Annotated in this window: 14 protein-coding genes; 7 read left to right on the forward strand and 7 right to left on the reverse strand. The window is 67.1% G+C overall.

Annotated features, from left to right (window positions below):
* Positions 1–54 precede the first annotated feature (54 nt).
* The 6 genes from U5771_RS24095 to U5771_RS24120 all read left to right on the forward strand — a co-directional run bounded on the left by U5771_RS24095 (position 55) and on the right by U5771_RS24120 (position 5,286).
* Positions 55–1,332 carry a GspE/PulE family protein gene (locus U5771_RS24095; RefSeq protein ID WP_322026272.1) on the forward strand — a complete coding sequence of 426 codons (1,278 nt, stop codon included), beginning with the start codon at positions 55–57 and terminating at the stop codon, positions 1,330–1,332.
* A gap of 5 nt (positions 1,333–1,337) precedes the next feature.
* Complete coding sequence (locus U5771_RS24100) at positions 1,338–2,543, forward strand: type II secretion system F family protein (protein ID WP_322026273.1); 1,206 nt, start codon at positions 1,338–1,340, stop codon at positions 2,541–2,543.
* Positions 2,544–2,587: 44 nt separating this feature from the next.
* The gene (locus U5771_RS24105; protein ID WP_322026274.1) at positions 2,588–3,499 is read left to right on the forward strand and encodes an A24 family peptidase; all 912 of its coding nucleotides are present in this window, start codon (positions 2,588–2,590) and stop codon (positions 3,497–3,499) included.
* Positions 3,500–3,583: 84 nt separating this feature from the next.
* Complete coding sequence (gene coaE / locus U5771_RS24110) at positions 3,584–4,192, forward strand: dephospho-CoA kinase (RefSeq protein WP_322026275.1); 609 nt, start codon at positions 3,584–3,586, stop codon at positions 4,190–4,192.
* 109 nt (positions 4,193–4,301) lie between these two features.
* Entirely contained in the window at positions 4,302–5,057 is a 756-nt protein-coding gene (gene zapD / locus U5771_RS24115; RefSeq protein WP_322026276.1) for a cell division protein ZapD, read from the forward strand.
* A 28-nt stretch (positions 5,058–5,085) separates the two neighbouring features.
* Positions 5,086–5,286 (forward strand): DNA gyrase inhibitor YacG, encoded by a 201-nt coding sequence (locus tag U5771_RS24120; RefSeq protein WP_039317342.1) that lies wholly within the window; start codon positions 5,086–5,088, stop codon positions 5,284–5,286.
* Positions 5,287–5,348: 62 nt separating this feature from the next.
* On the opposite strand, the gene U5771_RS24125 is transcribed toward U5771_RS24120, so the two are convergent.
* The 4 genes from U5771_RS24125 to secA form a co-directional block, all read right to left on the reverse strand.
* Positions 5,349–5,807, reverse strand: coding sequence for an NUDIX domain-containing protein (locus U5771_RS24125; RefSeq protein WP_322026277.1), 459 nt, complete (start codon positions 5,805–5,807; stop codon positions 5,349–5,351).
* Positions 5,804–6,673 carry an ATP-binding protein gene (locus U5771_RS24130; protein WP_322026278.1) on the reverse strand — a complete coding sequence of 290 codons (870 nt, stop codon included), beginning with the start codon at positions 6,671–6,673 and terminating at the stop codon, positions 5,804–5,806. The genes U5771_RS24125 and U5771_RS24130 overlap by 4 nt, the downstream gene beginning before the upstream one ends.
* A gap of 19 nt (positions 6,674–6,692) precedes the next feature.
* Positions 6,693–7,934: a bifunctional glutamate N-acetyltransferase/amino-acid acetyltransferase ArgJ gene (gene argJ / locus U5771_RS24135; protein WP_322026279.1), complete on the reverse strand. Its 1,242-nt coding sequence runs from the start codon at positions 7,932–7,934 to the stop codon at positions 6,693–6,695.
* Between the two features lie 143 nt (positions 7,935–8,077).
* Positions 8,078–10,876, reverse strand: coding sequence for a preprotein translocase subunit SecA (secA, locus tag U5771_RS24140; protein ID WP_322026280.1), 2,799 nt, complete (start codon positions 10,874–10,876; stop codon positions 8,078–8,080).
* A 267-nt stretch (positions 10,877–11,143) separates the two neighbouring features.
* On the opposite strand from secA, the gene U5771_RS24145 reads away from it, so the two are divergent.
* Entirely contained in the window at positions 11,144–11,620 is a 477-nt protein-coding gene (locus U5771_RS24145; RefSeq protein ID WP_322026281.1) for a DUF721 domain-containing protein, read from the forward strand.
* Between the two features lie 80 nt (positions 11,621–11,700).
* Here U5771_RS24145 and lpxC read toward each other — a convergent pair whose 3' ends face one another.
* The 3 genes from lpxC to ftsZ form a co-directional block, all read right to left on the reverse strand.
* Entirely contained in the window at positions 11,701–12,618 is a 918-nt protein-coding gene (gene lpxC, locus U5771_RS24150; protein WP_006487145.1) for a UDP-3-O-acyl-N-acetylglucosamine deacetylase, read from the reverse strand.
* A 240-nt stretch (positions 12,619–12,858) separates the two neighbouring features.
* The gene (locus U5771_RS24155) at positions 12,859–13,365 is read right to left on the reverse strand and encodes a peroxiredoxin (protein ID WP_059535173.1); all 507 of its coding nucleotides are present in this window, start codon (positions 13,363–13,365) and stop codon (positions 12,859–12,861) included.
* Between the two features lie 198 nt (positions 13,366–13,563).
* Positions 13,564–14,760 (reverse strand): cell division protein FtsZ, encoded by a 1,197-nt coding sequence (ftsZ, locus tag U5771_RS24160; protein WP_011883181.1) that lies wholly within the window; start codon positions 14,758–14,760, stop codon positions 13,564–13,566.
* Positions 14,761–14,842 lie beyond the last annotated feature (82 nt).

Below are 14,842 nucleotides of genomic sequence, written 5' to 3' on the forward strand. Positions count from 1 at the left end.
CGATACGCGACCATTTGCCGGTCACGATCAACAGGCGGCCGAGCGCCGGCTCACATGCACTTCCCATCTCCCGGGGCGCCGCTGCGCACGCAGCGGCCGCCTGTCTCCACCGACGCATCGCCCGCTGAAACGCCCCGTTCGCTCGATGCGACGCAACTCGACGACTCGCCCGCCGTACGGCTGCTGACCGACACGCTGCACGCCGCCCGCGTGCGCGACGCGTCCGACATCCACATCGAACCGTTCGAAGCAGGCTGGCGCATCCGCCTGCGCATCGACGGCGTCCTGCATGAACACGCGCGGCCGCCCGCTCATCTGCGCGACGCGCTCGTGACGCGGATCAAGGTGCTCGCCCGCATGGACATCGCCGAGCGCCGGCTTCCGCAGGATGGCCGGCTGCGCATCGCGGTCGACGGCGGGATGCGCGGCGACTTCCGGGTCAGCTCGCTGCCCACGCTGTTCGGCGAGAAGCTCGTGTTGCGCCGCCTCGAAACGCTGCCGCCCGACCTCACGCTTGCGCGCCTCGGCTTCGACGCGCGGCAAGCCTCGGCAATGGAAGCCGCGATACGCGCACCGCACGGGCTCGTGCTCGTCACCGGCCCGACCGGCAGCGGCAAGACGCTGTCGCTCTACTGCGCGCTGCAAATGCTCGACCGCGATGCGCACAACGTCTGCACGGTCGAGGACCCGGCCGAGATTCAGCTCGACGGCATCAACCAGGTCGGCGTGGCCGAAAAATCCGGGCTTACCTTCGCCACCGCGCTGCGCGCGCTGCTGCGGCAGGATCCGGACGTCATCATGGTCGGCGAGATTCGCGATGCGGAGACGGCCGACGTCGCGATCAAGGCTGCACAGACCGGGCACCTCGTGCTGTCGACGCTGCACACGAACGACGCGCCGGCAGCCGTCGCGCGACTGCTCGACATCGGTGTCGCGCCGTACAACCTGGCGGCCGCGCTGCGCCTCGTCACCGCGCAACGCCTCGTTCGGCGTCTGTGCGCCACCTGCCGCGTGCGTTCGGACGCGTCGGCGCACGCGCTGCGCGAAGCAGGCTGCGATTCGGCGGCACTGGCATCCGGATGGCGCCCGTTCGTCGCGCGCGGTTGTGCCGCCTGTCACGGCATCGGTTATCGAGGCCGGATCGGCCTGCATCAGACGATGCCCGTTTCACCGGAGATGGCGGAACGCATCGTCGCGCGCGCAAGCGTCGGCGCGCTCGCGCAATGCGCGGCAGCCGAGGGCGTACGCAGCCTGCGCGACGCGGCACTCGCGCACGTTCGCGACGGCACGACGAGCGTCGCGGAAGCGCTGGCCGCGACGCCTGACGCGTAATCGCGATGCCTACCCCGCCGCACGAAACCCGCTTCGCGTGGCGCGGCCGTCGTCGCGACGGTGCGCCATGCCGCGGGAACGTCATCGCCTTCGATGCAGCCGCCGCGCGTGCAGCGCTCGCGCGCGACGGCGTCGCGGTGTTGTCGCTCGACGTCCGCGGCACGGCCCGGCCACCGGCGGCCGGCGCACGGGAGGTCACGCGCTTCACGCGTCAGCTCGCGAGCCTGCTGCAAGCCGGACTGCCGCTCGCACCGTCGCTCGAGATGCTCGCCCGTACCCGCACACGCGACGGTCTGCCGCGCATCGCCGCCGGCCTCGCACGCGAGATCGTCGGCGGGCAACGCTTCGCCGCCGCGCTCGCACGCTATCCGTCCCAGTTCGGCACGCTGTACCGCCAGTTGATCGAGGTGGGCGAGGCATCGGGCGCGCTCGGCACCGTACTGACCCGCGTCGCGGAGCACCGCGAACGCGCCGACGCGCAATGGCGCAAGCTGCGTGCCGCGCTCGCCTACCCGGTCGCCGTCATCGTGTTCGCGCTCGCGATCTCGGCCGCGCTGATGGTGTGGGTCGTGCCGACGTTCCGGCAGATCTTCGACGGCTTCGGCGCGGCACTGCCGGCGCCGACCCGTGCCCTGCTCGCCCTCTCGTCCGCGACATCAGCTTGGGGCGGCACGTTCGTCGCCGGTGCAGCGGTGGCGGGACTCGCCGCGCGCCACGCGCTGCGGCGCTCGCCATCGCTGCGCTACACGGCCGCGCGGCACGTGCTGAATGCGCCGCTCGTCGGTAGCGCGCTCACGCGGTTCGCGACCGCGCGCTGGTGCCGCTCGCTTGCCACGCTGCTCGGTGCGGGCGTCCCGCTCGCCGATGCATTCGCCACGCTCGAACGCACCGCCGGCCATCCAGTGTTCGAACAGGCCACCGCGCAGATCGCGACGCGCGTGCTGCGCGGCGCGCGTCTTGCCGATGCGATGCAGGCGGCGGGCTGCTTCCCGGACGACGTCGTGCAGCCGATCGCCGTCGCCGAGGAAACCGGTGCGCTCGACACGATGCTCGCCGATATCGCCGCGCTATGCGAGCGTCAGCTCGACGCGCGCCTCGATGCGCTCGCCGCGCTCGGCGAGCCGCTGATCGTGATCGTTCTGGGCGCACTCGTCGGCGGCCTCGTGATCGCGATGTATCTGCCCATCCTTCAGCTGGGCAACGTGGTGTAGCATCGCAACCGATTCTGTCGCCTTTCAAGCCCGAACCCGAGCCCATGACGTCCGCGCCCCTGACCACCGTTTTCGACTCGCCCGACAGCACGTTGCTCGCGCTGGCGATGCTGCCGCCCGTGGTGCAGTATGCCTTCGCCGTCGTGCTCGGCCTGTGTGTCGGCAGCTTCGTGAATGTCGTCGTGCACCGGATTCCGGTGATGATGCAGCGTGCCTGGCAGGCCGAAATCGCGGAAGCGACGGGCAGCGCGAGCGCACCGCCGGACGACGGCTATCCGCCGCACTACGATCTGTGGCGCCCGCGCAGCGCCTGTCCGCATTGCGGTCACGTGCTGCGCGCGTGGGAGAACATCCCGCTCGTCAGCTACCTGCTGTTGCGCGGGCGCTGCCGTCAGTGCGGCCATGCGATCGGCGTGCGCTATCCGCTCGTCGAGCTCGCCGGTGCGCTGCTCGCTGCCGGGTCGCTCGCCGCGTTCGGCCCCACCGTCGCCGCACTCGCCGCGTTCGGGCTGTGCGCCGCGCTGCTGGCAATGAGCGCGATCGATATCCGGACCGGCTACCTGCCCGATTCGATGACGCTGCCGCTGCTGTGGGCCGGGATCGCACTGAACCTCGGCGGCACGTTCACGTCGCTGCGTTCGGCCGTGGTCGGCGCGATGGCCGGCTACCTGTTCCTGTGGTCGGTCTACTGGCTGTTCAAATGGCTGCGCGGCATCGAGGGCATCGGCTTCGGCGACCTGAAGCTGCTCGCCGCGCTCGGCGCATGGATGGGCTGGGCCGCGCTGCCGCAGGTCGTGCTGTTCGCCGCGGTGACGGGCGCGCTCGTCGGGCTCGTCGCGACCTGGCGCGGGCGCATGCGTTTCGAAGAGCCGATTCCGTTCGGCCCGTTCCTCGCGGCAGGCGGCGTCGCGACGCTGTTTTTCGGCACCCCTTTCTATTCGGCGCTCGGCGGCTGACATGACGCACCGCCGGCGTCCGCTTTGTTCGCTGCGTCGCGGGGAGGCGCTTCGCTTCCTTGTGGCGACCCGGCGGAGGCTCACATGTTTGCAATAGGACTCACCGGCGGCATCGGCAGCGGCAAGACGACCGTCGCCGACATGTTCGCCGCACGCGGTGCATCGCTCGTCGATACCGACCTGATCGCGCACCGCATCACCGCACCTGCCGGTCTCGCGATGCCGGCGATCGAGCACGCATTCGGACCGGACTTCGTCGCGGCCGACGGCTCGCTCGATCGCGCGAAGATGCGCGCACTCATTTTCAGCGACGACGACGCACGCCGGCGCCTCGAAGCGATCACGCATCCGCTGATCCGCGCCGAGACCGATCGCGAGGCCCGCGAAGCGCAGGGCCCTTACGTGATCTTCGTCGTGCCGCTGCTCGTGGAGTCAGGTAATTGGAAGGCGCGCAGCGATCGCGTGCTGGTCGTCGACTGCCCGGTCGAAACGCAGATCGCACGTGTGATGCGACGCAATGATTTCACGCGCGAACAGGTCGAAGCGATCATCGCAAGACAGGCAACGCGCGAAGCGCGTCTCGCGGCGGCCGACGACGTGATCGTCAACGACGCGACGACACCCGATGCGCTCGCCGCGCAGGTGGACGCACTGCACCATCGCTATCTCGGATTCGCGGCCGCCGCGCACTGACCGCCGCGCGCGATCGTGATGGTGTACGAAATTGGTGCGTTGCTAGGGTAGAGCGTGAGCATTAGAATGTCCTGCATTGTTTCAATCCCTACCCTAGAGGCGAGCGCGCTTGATTCTTTACGAGTATCCGTTCAACGAGCGAATTCGCACGCTGTTGCGCCTCGAAGACCTGTTCGAGCGCTTCGCGTTCTTTTTGGCTCAGGAGGACCCGCGTGAACATCACGTCGCGCTGACGACGCTGTTCGAGATCGCCGAGGTCACCGGCCGCGCGGACCTGAAATCGGATCTGATGAAGGAGCTCGAACGTCAACGCCAGACGCTCGCCCCCTTTCGCGGCAATCCGGGCATCGAACAGAATGCGCTCGAAGCCGTGCTCGGCGAAATCGAGCAGACGCTCGCCAATCTTGCGCAGATGCAGGGCAAGACCGGGCAGCATCTGGTCGACAACGAGTGGCTCGCCAGCATCCGCAGCCGCGCGGTGATTCCCGGCGGCACGTGCAAGTTCGACCTGCCGTCGTACTATGCGTGGCAGCAATGGCCCGCGGAACAGCGGCGCCAGGACATCGCGAAATGGATCCTGCCGCTGCTGCCGCTGCGCGACGCGGTGGCGATCGTGCTGCGGCTCGCACGCGAATCGGGCCAGGCATCGAAGGTGATGGCGATGCAGGGCAGCTATCAGCAGATGCTGTCGGGGCGCACCTACCAGTTGATGCAGGTGCGCGTGCCGCCGGAGCTGCGCGTGATTCCCGAAGCGAGCGCCAACAAATACATGCTGTGGGTACGGTTCACCATGCAGGACGGCGACGTGCGGCCGCGCGCGGTGGACATCGACGTGCCGTTCCATCTGACACTGTGCAATCTGTAACGGCCGTGTGCCGGTTCGACGCTTTCGTATGACTACCGTTGTGAAATGTCCTTCGTGCGGCGCAGAAGTGCGCTGGACGCCTGAAAACAAGTTCCGGCCCTTCTGTTCGGCCCGCTGCAAGCAGCTCGACCTCGGCGCATGGGCCGCGGAAAAGTACCGGATCGGCGGGTCCTCCGACGAGGGTCCGTCGTCGGAGGAAGACGGCACCGACGGCCGCCGCGACAGCTGAGCGGCGCGCGGCACCGCCCGTGGGCGGGATATGGCCCGCCTTTCAGGCGGGCCGTCACGACGTCATTGCGACGCCGCTTCCTTCTCGAGCAGTTCCAGCACCGGCAGTGCCGCCGGCAACAGCGGCGCGACCTCGACCGGCAGTTGCTGCCATACGAACGCCTGCCCTTCCTTGCTGTGCGGCTCGCCCGTCCAGCCCGTCACCTTGCAGAAATAGAGCCGCACGTACGCGTGCGGATAATCGTGCTCGAGCGTATGCCAGCGGTGGCTGGCCGTGACTTCGATGCCGAGTTCCTCGTGCAGCTCGCGCGCCAGCGCGTCCTCGACGCTCTCCCCGGCCTCCAGCTTGCCGCCCGGAAACTCCCAGTAGCCTTCGTACGGCTTGCCCTGCAGCCGCTGCGCGAGCAGGTAGCGGCAGCGGCCGTCCGGCCCGTCCGGCTGAACCATCACGCCGACCGCGACTTCCGTCACCTTGCGGCCGTCGGGCGCGCGCACGGCGCTCGTTGCGGAATTCGTGCTCATGCCTGCTCCTTGCGGCCCGACCAGTCGCGCGCGAACTGCCATGCGACGCGCCCCGAACGCGAACCGCGCTCGAGCGCCCACACGAGCGCGTCGCCGCGTGCGGTCTCGATCTCGGCGTCCGCGCAGCCGAAATGGCGCAGCCAGTGCGCGACGATGTCGAGGTAGTCGTCCTGCTTGAACGGGTAGAAGCTGACCCACAGGCCGAAGCGCTCCGACAGCGAGATCTTTTCCTCGACGACTTCGCCGGGGTGGATCTCGCCGTCCGGCAAATGCTTGTACGACTCGTTGTCGCTCATGTACTCGGGCAGCAGATGCCGGCGGTTCGACGTCGCGTAGATCAGCACGTTGTCGGACTGCGCGGCGATCGAGCCGTCGAGCGCGACCTTCAGCGCCTTGTAGCCCGATTCGCCGTCCTCGAACGACAGGTCGTCGCAAAACACGATGAACCGCTCCGGACGCTGCGAGATCAGCTCGACGATATCGCCGAGATCGTGCAGGTCGTCCTTGTCGACTTCGATCAGGCGCAGCCCGTCCTTCGCATACGCGTTCAGGCACGCCTTGATCAGCGACGACTTGCCGGTGCCGCGGGCACCGGTCAGCAGCACGTTGTTCGCCGGCTTGCACTGCACGAACTGCCGCGTGTTCTGCTCGATCAGCCCTTTCTGCCGATCGATGTTGTGCAGGTCGCCGAGCGTGATCGTCGACGCGGCCGGCACCGGCTGCAGATAGCCGCGCCCCTGGCGCTTGCGCCAGCGGAACGCGGTGGCGGCATGCCAGTCGACGGCCGCCGCTGCGGGCGGCAGCATCCCCTCGAGGCGGCCGAGCAGCGCTTCCGCGCGCGTCAGAAACTGTTCGAGCTTGTCCATGTCGTTCGAGCGCTCCCGATCAGGAGCGGTAATCCGCGTTGATGCTCACGTAATCGTGCGACAAGTCGCACGTCCAGACGGTTGCCTGCGCGTCGCCGCGACCGAGCAGCACCCGGATCGTGATTTCGCTCTGCTTCATCACACGCTGGCCGTCCTCTTCCTGGTAAGCCGGGTTGCGGCCACCGGCCTTCGCGACGAGTACGTCGTCGAGATAGAGATCGATCTTGCCGACGTCGAGATCCGTGACACCCGCGTAGCCGATCGCCGCGAGGATCCGGCCCAGGTTGGGGTCGGATGCGTAGAAAGCCGTCTTGACCAGCGGCGAATGGCCGATCGCGTATGCGATCTGGCGGCACTCGGCGACGTTCTTGCCGCCTTCGACCTGCACCGTCATGAATTTCGTCGCGCCTTCGCCGTCGCGCACGATCAGTTGCGACAGCATCTGGGCGACCTGCGTGACCGCGTCGCGCAGCGCCGCATAGGCCGGCGAGTCGGTCGACGTGATCGCCGGCAGCGTGCTCTTGCCCGACGCGATCAGGATGAACGAGTCGTTGGTCGACGTGTCGCCGTCGATCGTGATGCAGTTGAACGAGCGGTCGGCCACTTCCTTCACGAGCGTGTCGAGCACCGGCTGCGCGACGTTCGCATCGAACGCGAGGAAGCCGAGCATCGTCGCCATGTTCGGCTTGATCATGCCCGCGCCCTTGCTGATGCCCGTCAGCGTGACCGTGTGGCCGTCGATCGTCACCTGACGCGACGTGGCCTTCGGCAGCGTGTCGGTCGTCATGATCGCCTGCGCGGCGTCGTACCAGTTCGCGGCCTTGCGGTTCGCGAGCGCGGCCGGCAGCCCGGCCTTCAGGCGCTCGATCGGCAGCGGCTCGAGAATCACGCCGGTCGAGAACGGCAGCACCTGCGCGGCGTTGATGCCCGCGAGGCGCGCGAGTTCCGAGCAGGTTTCGCGCGTGTTCACGAGGCCCGGCTCGCCGGTGCCCGCGTTCGCATTGCCCGTGTTCACGACGAGCGCGCGGATGCCCGCGCCGCCGTCACGCACCTTTGCCAGGTGCTCGCGGCACACCGTCACCGGTGCGGCGCAGAAGCGGTTCTCGGTGAATACGCCGGCGACCGTCGCCCCTTCGTCGACGGAGATGACCAGCACGTCCTTGCGATTCGGCTTGCGGATGTTCGCTTCCGCCCAGCCGAGCGTGACGCCGGCGACGGGATGGAGTTGGGCGGGATCGATCGACGGAAAATTGACAGCCATGGGGCACACCTGCCGGATGGAAAATGCCGGCATGCGCCGGCATCGATTGGAAGAACCGGCGGCCGCACGAGCGGGCCGCCGCAACTCACATCACTGACTCGAAGCTGCGAACGAAGCGGCACGCGGATGCGCGCCGCCGCCGATCATGACAGCTTCCCGTGACATTGCTTGTACTTCTTGCCGCTGCCGCACGGGCACGGATCGTTGCGGCCGACCTTCGGCATCTCGCCGCCGGGGCCGCTGTGGGTCATCGCGCTGCCGACCATGTCGGCCGTCGCCATGGCCGCGGTGGCCGCCGCGACATTCGCGACCGGCGCGCCGGATTCCGCATAGTCGGCGTGCTGGTACTCGACGTTCTCGAGATGACCGCCGCGCTCCTCGATCTGCTCGGCGGCTTCCTCGAGCTGCTCCGGCGACTGGATCTGCACGTTCATCACGATGCGCGTGACTTCCTGCTTGATCGCCTCGAGCATTGCGGCAAACAGCTCGAACGCTTCGCGCTTGTATTCCTGCTTCGGGTTCTTCTGCGCATAGCCGCGCAGGTGGATACCCTGACGCAGGTGGTCGAGCGCCGCGAGGTGTTCGCGCCACAGGCGGTCGACCGTCTGCAGCATCACCGAACGCTCGAACGCGCTGAACGATTCGCGGCCGACCAGCGCGACCTTCGCCTCGTACTGCTCGTCGGCTGCGGTCGTCACGGCGTCGAGGATCTCCTCGGCCGTGATCGACGTCGACTCGTTCACCATTTCCTGGATCGCGAGGTCGAGCTGCCAGTCGTTGCGCAGCGCTTCCTCGAGCTCGGGCACGTCCCACTGTTCCTCGATGCTGCCTTCCGGCACGAACTGGCGGACGACTTCGGTGATCACGCCGTGACGCATCGCCGAGATCGTCTCGGTGATGTCGTGGGCTTCGAGCAGTTCGTTGCGCTGCTGGTAGATCACCTTGCGCTGGTCGTTCGACACGTCGTCGTATTCGAGCAGCTGCTTGCGGATGTCGAAGTTGCGCGCTTCGACCTTGCGCTGTGCGGACTCGATCGAACGCGTGACGATGCCGGCCTCGATCGCCTCGCCTTCCGGCATCTTCAGGCGATCCATGATCGAGCGCACGCGGTCGCCCGCGAAGATGCGCAGCAGCGGATCATCGAGCGACAGGTAGAAGCGCGACGAGCCCGGATCGCCCTGGCGGCCCGCACGGCCGCGCAGCTGGTTGTCGATCCGGCGCGATTCGTGGCGCTCGGTGCCGATGATGTGCAGGCCGCCCGCGGCCTTCACCTGCTCGTGCAGCGTTTCCCACTCGTCGTGCAACTGCTTGATGCGGCGCGCCTTTTCGTCGGCCGGGATCGCGTCGTCGGCTTCGATGAACGCGGCCTGCTTCTCGGCGTTGCCGCCGAGCACGATGTCGGTACCGCGACCGGCCATGTTGGTCGCGATCGTGATGCGGTTCGGTCGGCCGGCTTCCGCGACGATCGCGGCTTCACGCTCGTGCTGCTTCGCGTTCAGCACCTCGTGCGGCAGCCCGGCCTGCTTCAGCAGGTGCGACAGCAGTTCCGAATTCTCGATCGACGTCGTGCCGACCAGCACCGGCTGACCGCGCTCGTAGCACTCGCGAATGTCGCGGATCACCGCGTCGTAGCGCTCCTTGGCCGTCTTGTAGATCTGGTCCTGCTTGTCGATCCGCTTCGGCGGACGGTTGGTCGGGATCACGACCGTCTCGAGGCCGTAGATCTCGTTGAATTCGTACGCTTCGGTGTCTGCCGTACCGGTCATGCCGGCGAGCTTCGCGTACATCCGGAAGTAGTTCTGGAACGTGATCGACGCGAGCGTCTGGTTCTCGCTCTGGATCTTCGCGTGCTCCTTCGCCTCGACCGCCTGGTGCAGGCCGTCGGACCAGCGGCGGCCGGCCATCAGGCGACCCGTGAATTCGTCGACGATCACCACTTCGCCGTTCTGCACGACGTAGTGCTGGTCCTTGTGGAACAGCGTGTGGGCGCGCAGCGCCGCGTACACGTGGTGCATCAGCGTGATGTTCTGCGGCGCGTACAGGCTCTCGCCCTCGCCGATCAGGCCCCATTCGGCGAGCAGCCGCTCGGCCTTCTCGTGGCCCGACTCCGTCAGGAACACCTGGCGCGCCTTCTCGTCGAGCGTGTAGTCGCCCGGCTTCTCGACGCCCGTGCCGTCGGCCTTTTCCTCGCCGATCTGGCGCTCGAGCAGCGGCGGCAGCGCGTTCATCCGCACGTACAGTTCGGTGTGATCTTCCGCCTGGCCCGAGATGATCAGCGGCGTACGCGCCTCGTCGATCAGGATCGAGTCCACTTCGTCGACGACCGCGAAGTTCAGGGCCCGCTGCACGCGCGCGTCGGTCTCGTAGACCATGTTGTCGCGCAGGTAGTCGAAGCCGAACTCGTTGTTCGTTCCGTAGGTGATGTCCGACGCATAGGCCTGCTGCTTCTGGTCGTGCTCCATGCCGGACAGGTTGATGCCGACCGACAGACCGAGGAAGTTGTAGAGGCGCGCCATCCATTCGGCGTCGCGCTGCGCGAGATAGTCGTTGACCGTCACGACGTGCACGCCGCGGCCGGCCAGCGCGTTCAGGTACACGGGCAGCGTCGCGACGAGCGTCTTGCCCTCGCCGGTGCGCATTTCCGCGATCTTGCCGTAGTGGAGCACCATGCCGCCGATCATCTGCACGTCGAAGTGGCGCATCTTCAGCACGCGGCGGCTCGCCTCCCGGCAGACCGCGAACGCCTCGGGCAGCAGCTTGTCGAGCGACTCGCCGCCCGCGATCCGCTGGCGGAACTCATCCGTCTTGCCGCGCAACTGGTCGTCCGTCAGTTGCTCGATCTGCGTTTCGAGCGCATTGATCGTCGCGACGGTCTTTTGGTATTGCTTGACGAGCCGCTGGTTGCGGCTGCCAAAAATTTTCTGGAGAAAACCGGTTGTCATCGGATCGGACCCTGCGTCGCAGCACCGGCGCCCGGCGCGTGTTGCGCGCCCCGACGCCCGAGCCTCGGCGGCTTAGCGAATTAGTGGAATCAAACGAGGAATTTTAGCACGCGGGGAAGCATGCGCCCGTGTCCCGGCCGGACTCGCGCCGTGTGCCGAGCCCGCGCCGGCGACCGGGCGAACGGCCCGAAAGCCGCCCGTGCGCGGGCCGGCACGGGTACAATCGGCGGCAACGTCCGCGCGCGTGCGCGCTCGAAGAATGCCTCGATGAACCGATTTTCCAAGCGTTTCGGCCCGCTCGCCGCCTATCGCCCGCAACCCGTGTCCGAAGTGCTCGGCCGTACCGACGCGTTCGCGGCCCTGCGTGCCGGCGTCGAGCAGATCGCGTCGCTGCAGCGCGACCTGGGCGAGTTCCTGCCCGACTATCTTGCGAATCATGTCGAACCGGGCTTCATCAAGGACGGCACCCTGACCCTCTTTGCCGCGCACAATGCGCTGGCCGCCCGGCTGCGGCAGGTCGAGCCGCGCCTGCTCGGCGATCTTCAGAAGCGCGGCTGGCCGGTGACGACGCTGCGCGTGCGTGTAAGGCCGAAGGATGCGCCGGAGCCTCCGCACGTGAAGCAGGCGCGGATGACCTCGGTCGGCGCCGCCGCACTGCGCGACCTCGCCGATCACCTCGAGCCGTCGCCGCTGCAGGCCGCGCTCGCGCGGATGGCGGCCCGGCACGGCGCGAAGCCGCGTTGACGGTACGCGTCGCCGGCAGCGGCCGGCCAACAAAAAAGCGGCCCGAAGGCCGCTTTTTTATCGCTTGCGCTGAACGCAGCTCACGCGAAGGCCGTCTGCGCGTCGAACGCAAACCCTTTCGGCGCCGCCTGCGGATCGTCGAACGTGACGATCTCGTACGCGTCTTCGTGCGCGAGCAGTTCGCGCAGCAACGCGTTGTTCAGGCCGTGGCCCGACTTGTACGCGGTGTACGACGCCAGCAGCGGATGGCCGATCACGTACAGGTCGCCGATCGCGTCGAGCATCTTGTGCTTCACGAACTCGTCGTCGTAGCGCAGCCCGTCGTTGTTCAGGATCCGGTACTCGTCGAGCACGATCGCGTTGTCCATGCTGCCGCCGCGCGCCAGACCGATCTCGCGCAGCATCTCGGCCTCGTGCGCGAAGCCGAACGTGCGCGCACGCGCGATCTCGCGCACGTACGACGTGGTCGCGAAATCGACCTCGAGTTCCTGGCCGGTCTTGTCGACGGCCGGGTGGCGGAAGTCGATCGAGAACTTCAGCTTGAAGCCGAAGTACGGATCGAGACGTGCGAACTTGTCACCGTCGCGGATTTCAACCGGTTTCTTCACCTTGATGAAGCGCTTCGGCGCGTTCTGCTCCTCGATGCCCGCGGACTGGATCAGGAACACGAACGTTGCCGCGCTACCGTCCATGATCGGGATTTCCTCGGCCGTCACATCGACATACAGGTTGTCGATGCCGAGACCTGCACACGCGGACATCAGATGCTCGACGGTCGACACGCGCACGCCATCCTTCTGCAGCACCGACGCGAGCCGCGTGTCGCCGATCGACATCGCCGACGCGGGAATGTCGACGGGCGTGGGCAGGTCGACGCGTGAAAAGACGATGCCCGTGCCGGGCGCGGCGGGACGAAGCGTCAACTCGATCTTGCGGCCCGAGTGGACACCGATACCCACGGTCTTCACGATGGATTTGATGGTGCGCTGCTTCAGCATGGTGTTCTTCAACTTGATTGAGAATCTCAATCAGGAGTTATATTCGATAGACGGGATTATAGCGTAATTCCCTATTCAACGCTGTTTGAAACTGCGTATCAATCTGTTTCGGCTGTTTACCCGCGCCGATACGGGACGGGCCGATGCCCGGAACGGAGGCGTTTCCGGTCATCGGCCCGTGTTACAACTGCCCTGAGGCGGGTGAGCAGCGTTGCCGGCAGGCAACGGCGCACCGCACGATCAGGACGTCAACGTCGCGAGCACACTCGCCGCATCGCTCACTTCGAACTTGCCCGGCGCTTCGACGGCCAGCGTCTTGACCACACCGTCGTCGACCACCATCGCGTAGCGCAGGGAACGGATTCCCATGCCACGCGCGGACAAATCCTGCGTCAGCCCCAGCGCATGAGTGAAAGCAGCGCTGCCGTCCGCCATCATGCGCACCTTGCCCGCGGTGTGCAGATCACGTCCCCATGCGCCCATCACGAATGCGTCGTTGACGGACACGCACCAGAGCTCGTCGATGCCCGCCGAGCGCAGTTGCTCGGCGTGCTCGACATAGCCCGGCACATGCTGCGCCGAGCAGGTCGGCGTGAAAGCGCCCGGCAATCCGAAGATCACCACCCGCTTTCCCGCAACCTGGTCGCGCACGCTGCAGGCATTCGGCCCCAGCGTGCAGCCTTCGCGCGCGTCGTCGATGAACTCGAACAGTTGCGCGTCGGGCAGCGCGTCGCCCACTTGAATCATGGCTGGTCCCTCATAGCGATACGGTTTTTCGGCGTGTTGCGGACAGCACGGCCCATCCCGCCTCGCTCGAGCGAAGAGGGCACGTTTCCCGGCCCGGCGTCGCATCCGACGCGGCCTGTCGTGGTCCGTAGCATCCGTCACGCCGGCGTTACCGCGGCAATCCCACTGATTGCGCCGCGGCTTCGCCTGTGTGCGTCGTCAGTCAGCCTGCTTGCGCAGGAAAGCCGGGATGTCGTACGTGTCGACACCCTTTTCCTGCAGCGCCTGCACGTGCGATGCCGCGGTTTCGCGCGAGTTGCGCCACACCGCCGGCGTATCGAGCGCGCCGTAGTCGGCCGTGCTGACGTGTTGCGGCTGCGCATAGCCGTGCGAGACCGCGCTGACCGGCTGGTTGTCGGTACCCGTGCGCAGCAGCGTCATCGGCGCCGATTGCTGCTTCTTCGCCGCACGGCCCAGACCCGTCGCCACGACCGTCACGCGCAGCGCATCGCCCATTGCGTCGTCGTACACCGCACCGAAGATCACCGTGGCATCTTCCGCCGCGTAGCTCTTGATCGTGTTCATCACTTCGCGCGTCTCCGACAGGCGCAGCGAACGGCTCGACGTGATGTTGACCAGCACGCCGCGCGCGCCCGACAGATCGACGCCTTCGAGCAGCGGGCTCGCCACGGCCTGTTCCGCCGCGAGGCGCGCGCGATCGACGCCGGCGACCGTCGCCGTGCCCATCATCGCCTTGCCCTGCTCGCCCATCACCGTCTTCACGTCTTCGAAGTCGACGTTCACGAGGCCATCGACATTGATGATTTCAGCAATGCCTGCCACCGCGTTGTTCAACACGTCGTCCGCGCACTGGAAGCACTTGTCCATCTCGGCGTCATCGCCCATCACGTCGAACAGCTTGTCGTTCAGGACGACGATCAGCGAGTCGACGTGATCCTCCAGTTGCTGCGAACCTGCTTCCGCGACGCGCATGCGCTTGCCGCCTTCGAATTCGAACGGCTTGCTGACGACACCCACCGTCAGGATGCCCATCTCCTTCGCGATCTGCGCGACCACCGGCGCTGCGCCCGTGCCCGTGCCGCCACCCATGCCGGCCGTGATGAACACCATGTGCGCGCCACGCAGTGCATCGGCGATGCGCTCGCGCGCCTCTTCCGCCGCCGCCTTGCCCATCTCCGGCTTCGCGCCGGCGCCGAGGCCGGTGTTGCCCAGCTGGATCACGGACGGTGCGCGCGCACGCGACAGCGCCTGTGCGTCGGTGTTCATCACGATGAAGTCGACGCCCTGCACGCCACGGTTGATCATGTGCTGAACGGCATTGCCGCCAGCGCCGCCAACGCCCACCACCTTGATGATGGTGCCGTTGGTTTCGGTTTCCAGCATTTCGAATTCCATTGTTGCCTCCGTCAAGAAAATAAACCTGCTCGGCCGTTATTCGGCAGGAGATCGGGCAACCCCCTGTCGCGCGCCAGCCGCC

The sequence above is a fragment of the Burkholderia sp. BCC1977 genome (assembly GCF_905339595.1).
GTDB lineage: Bacteria > Pseudomonadota > Gammaproteobacteria > Burkholderiales > Burkholderiaceae > Burkholderia.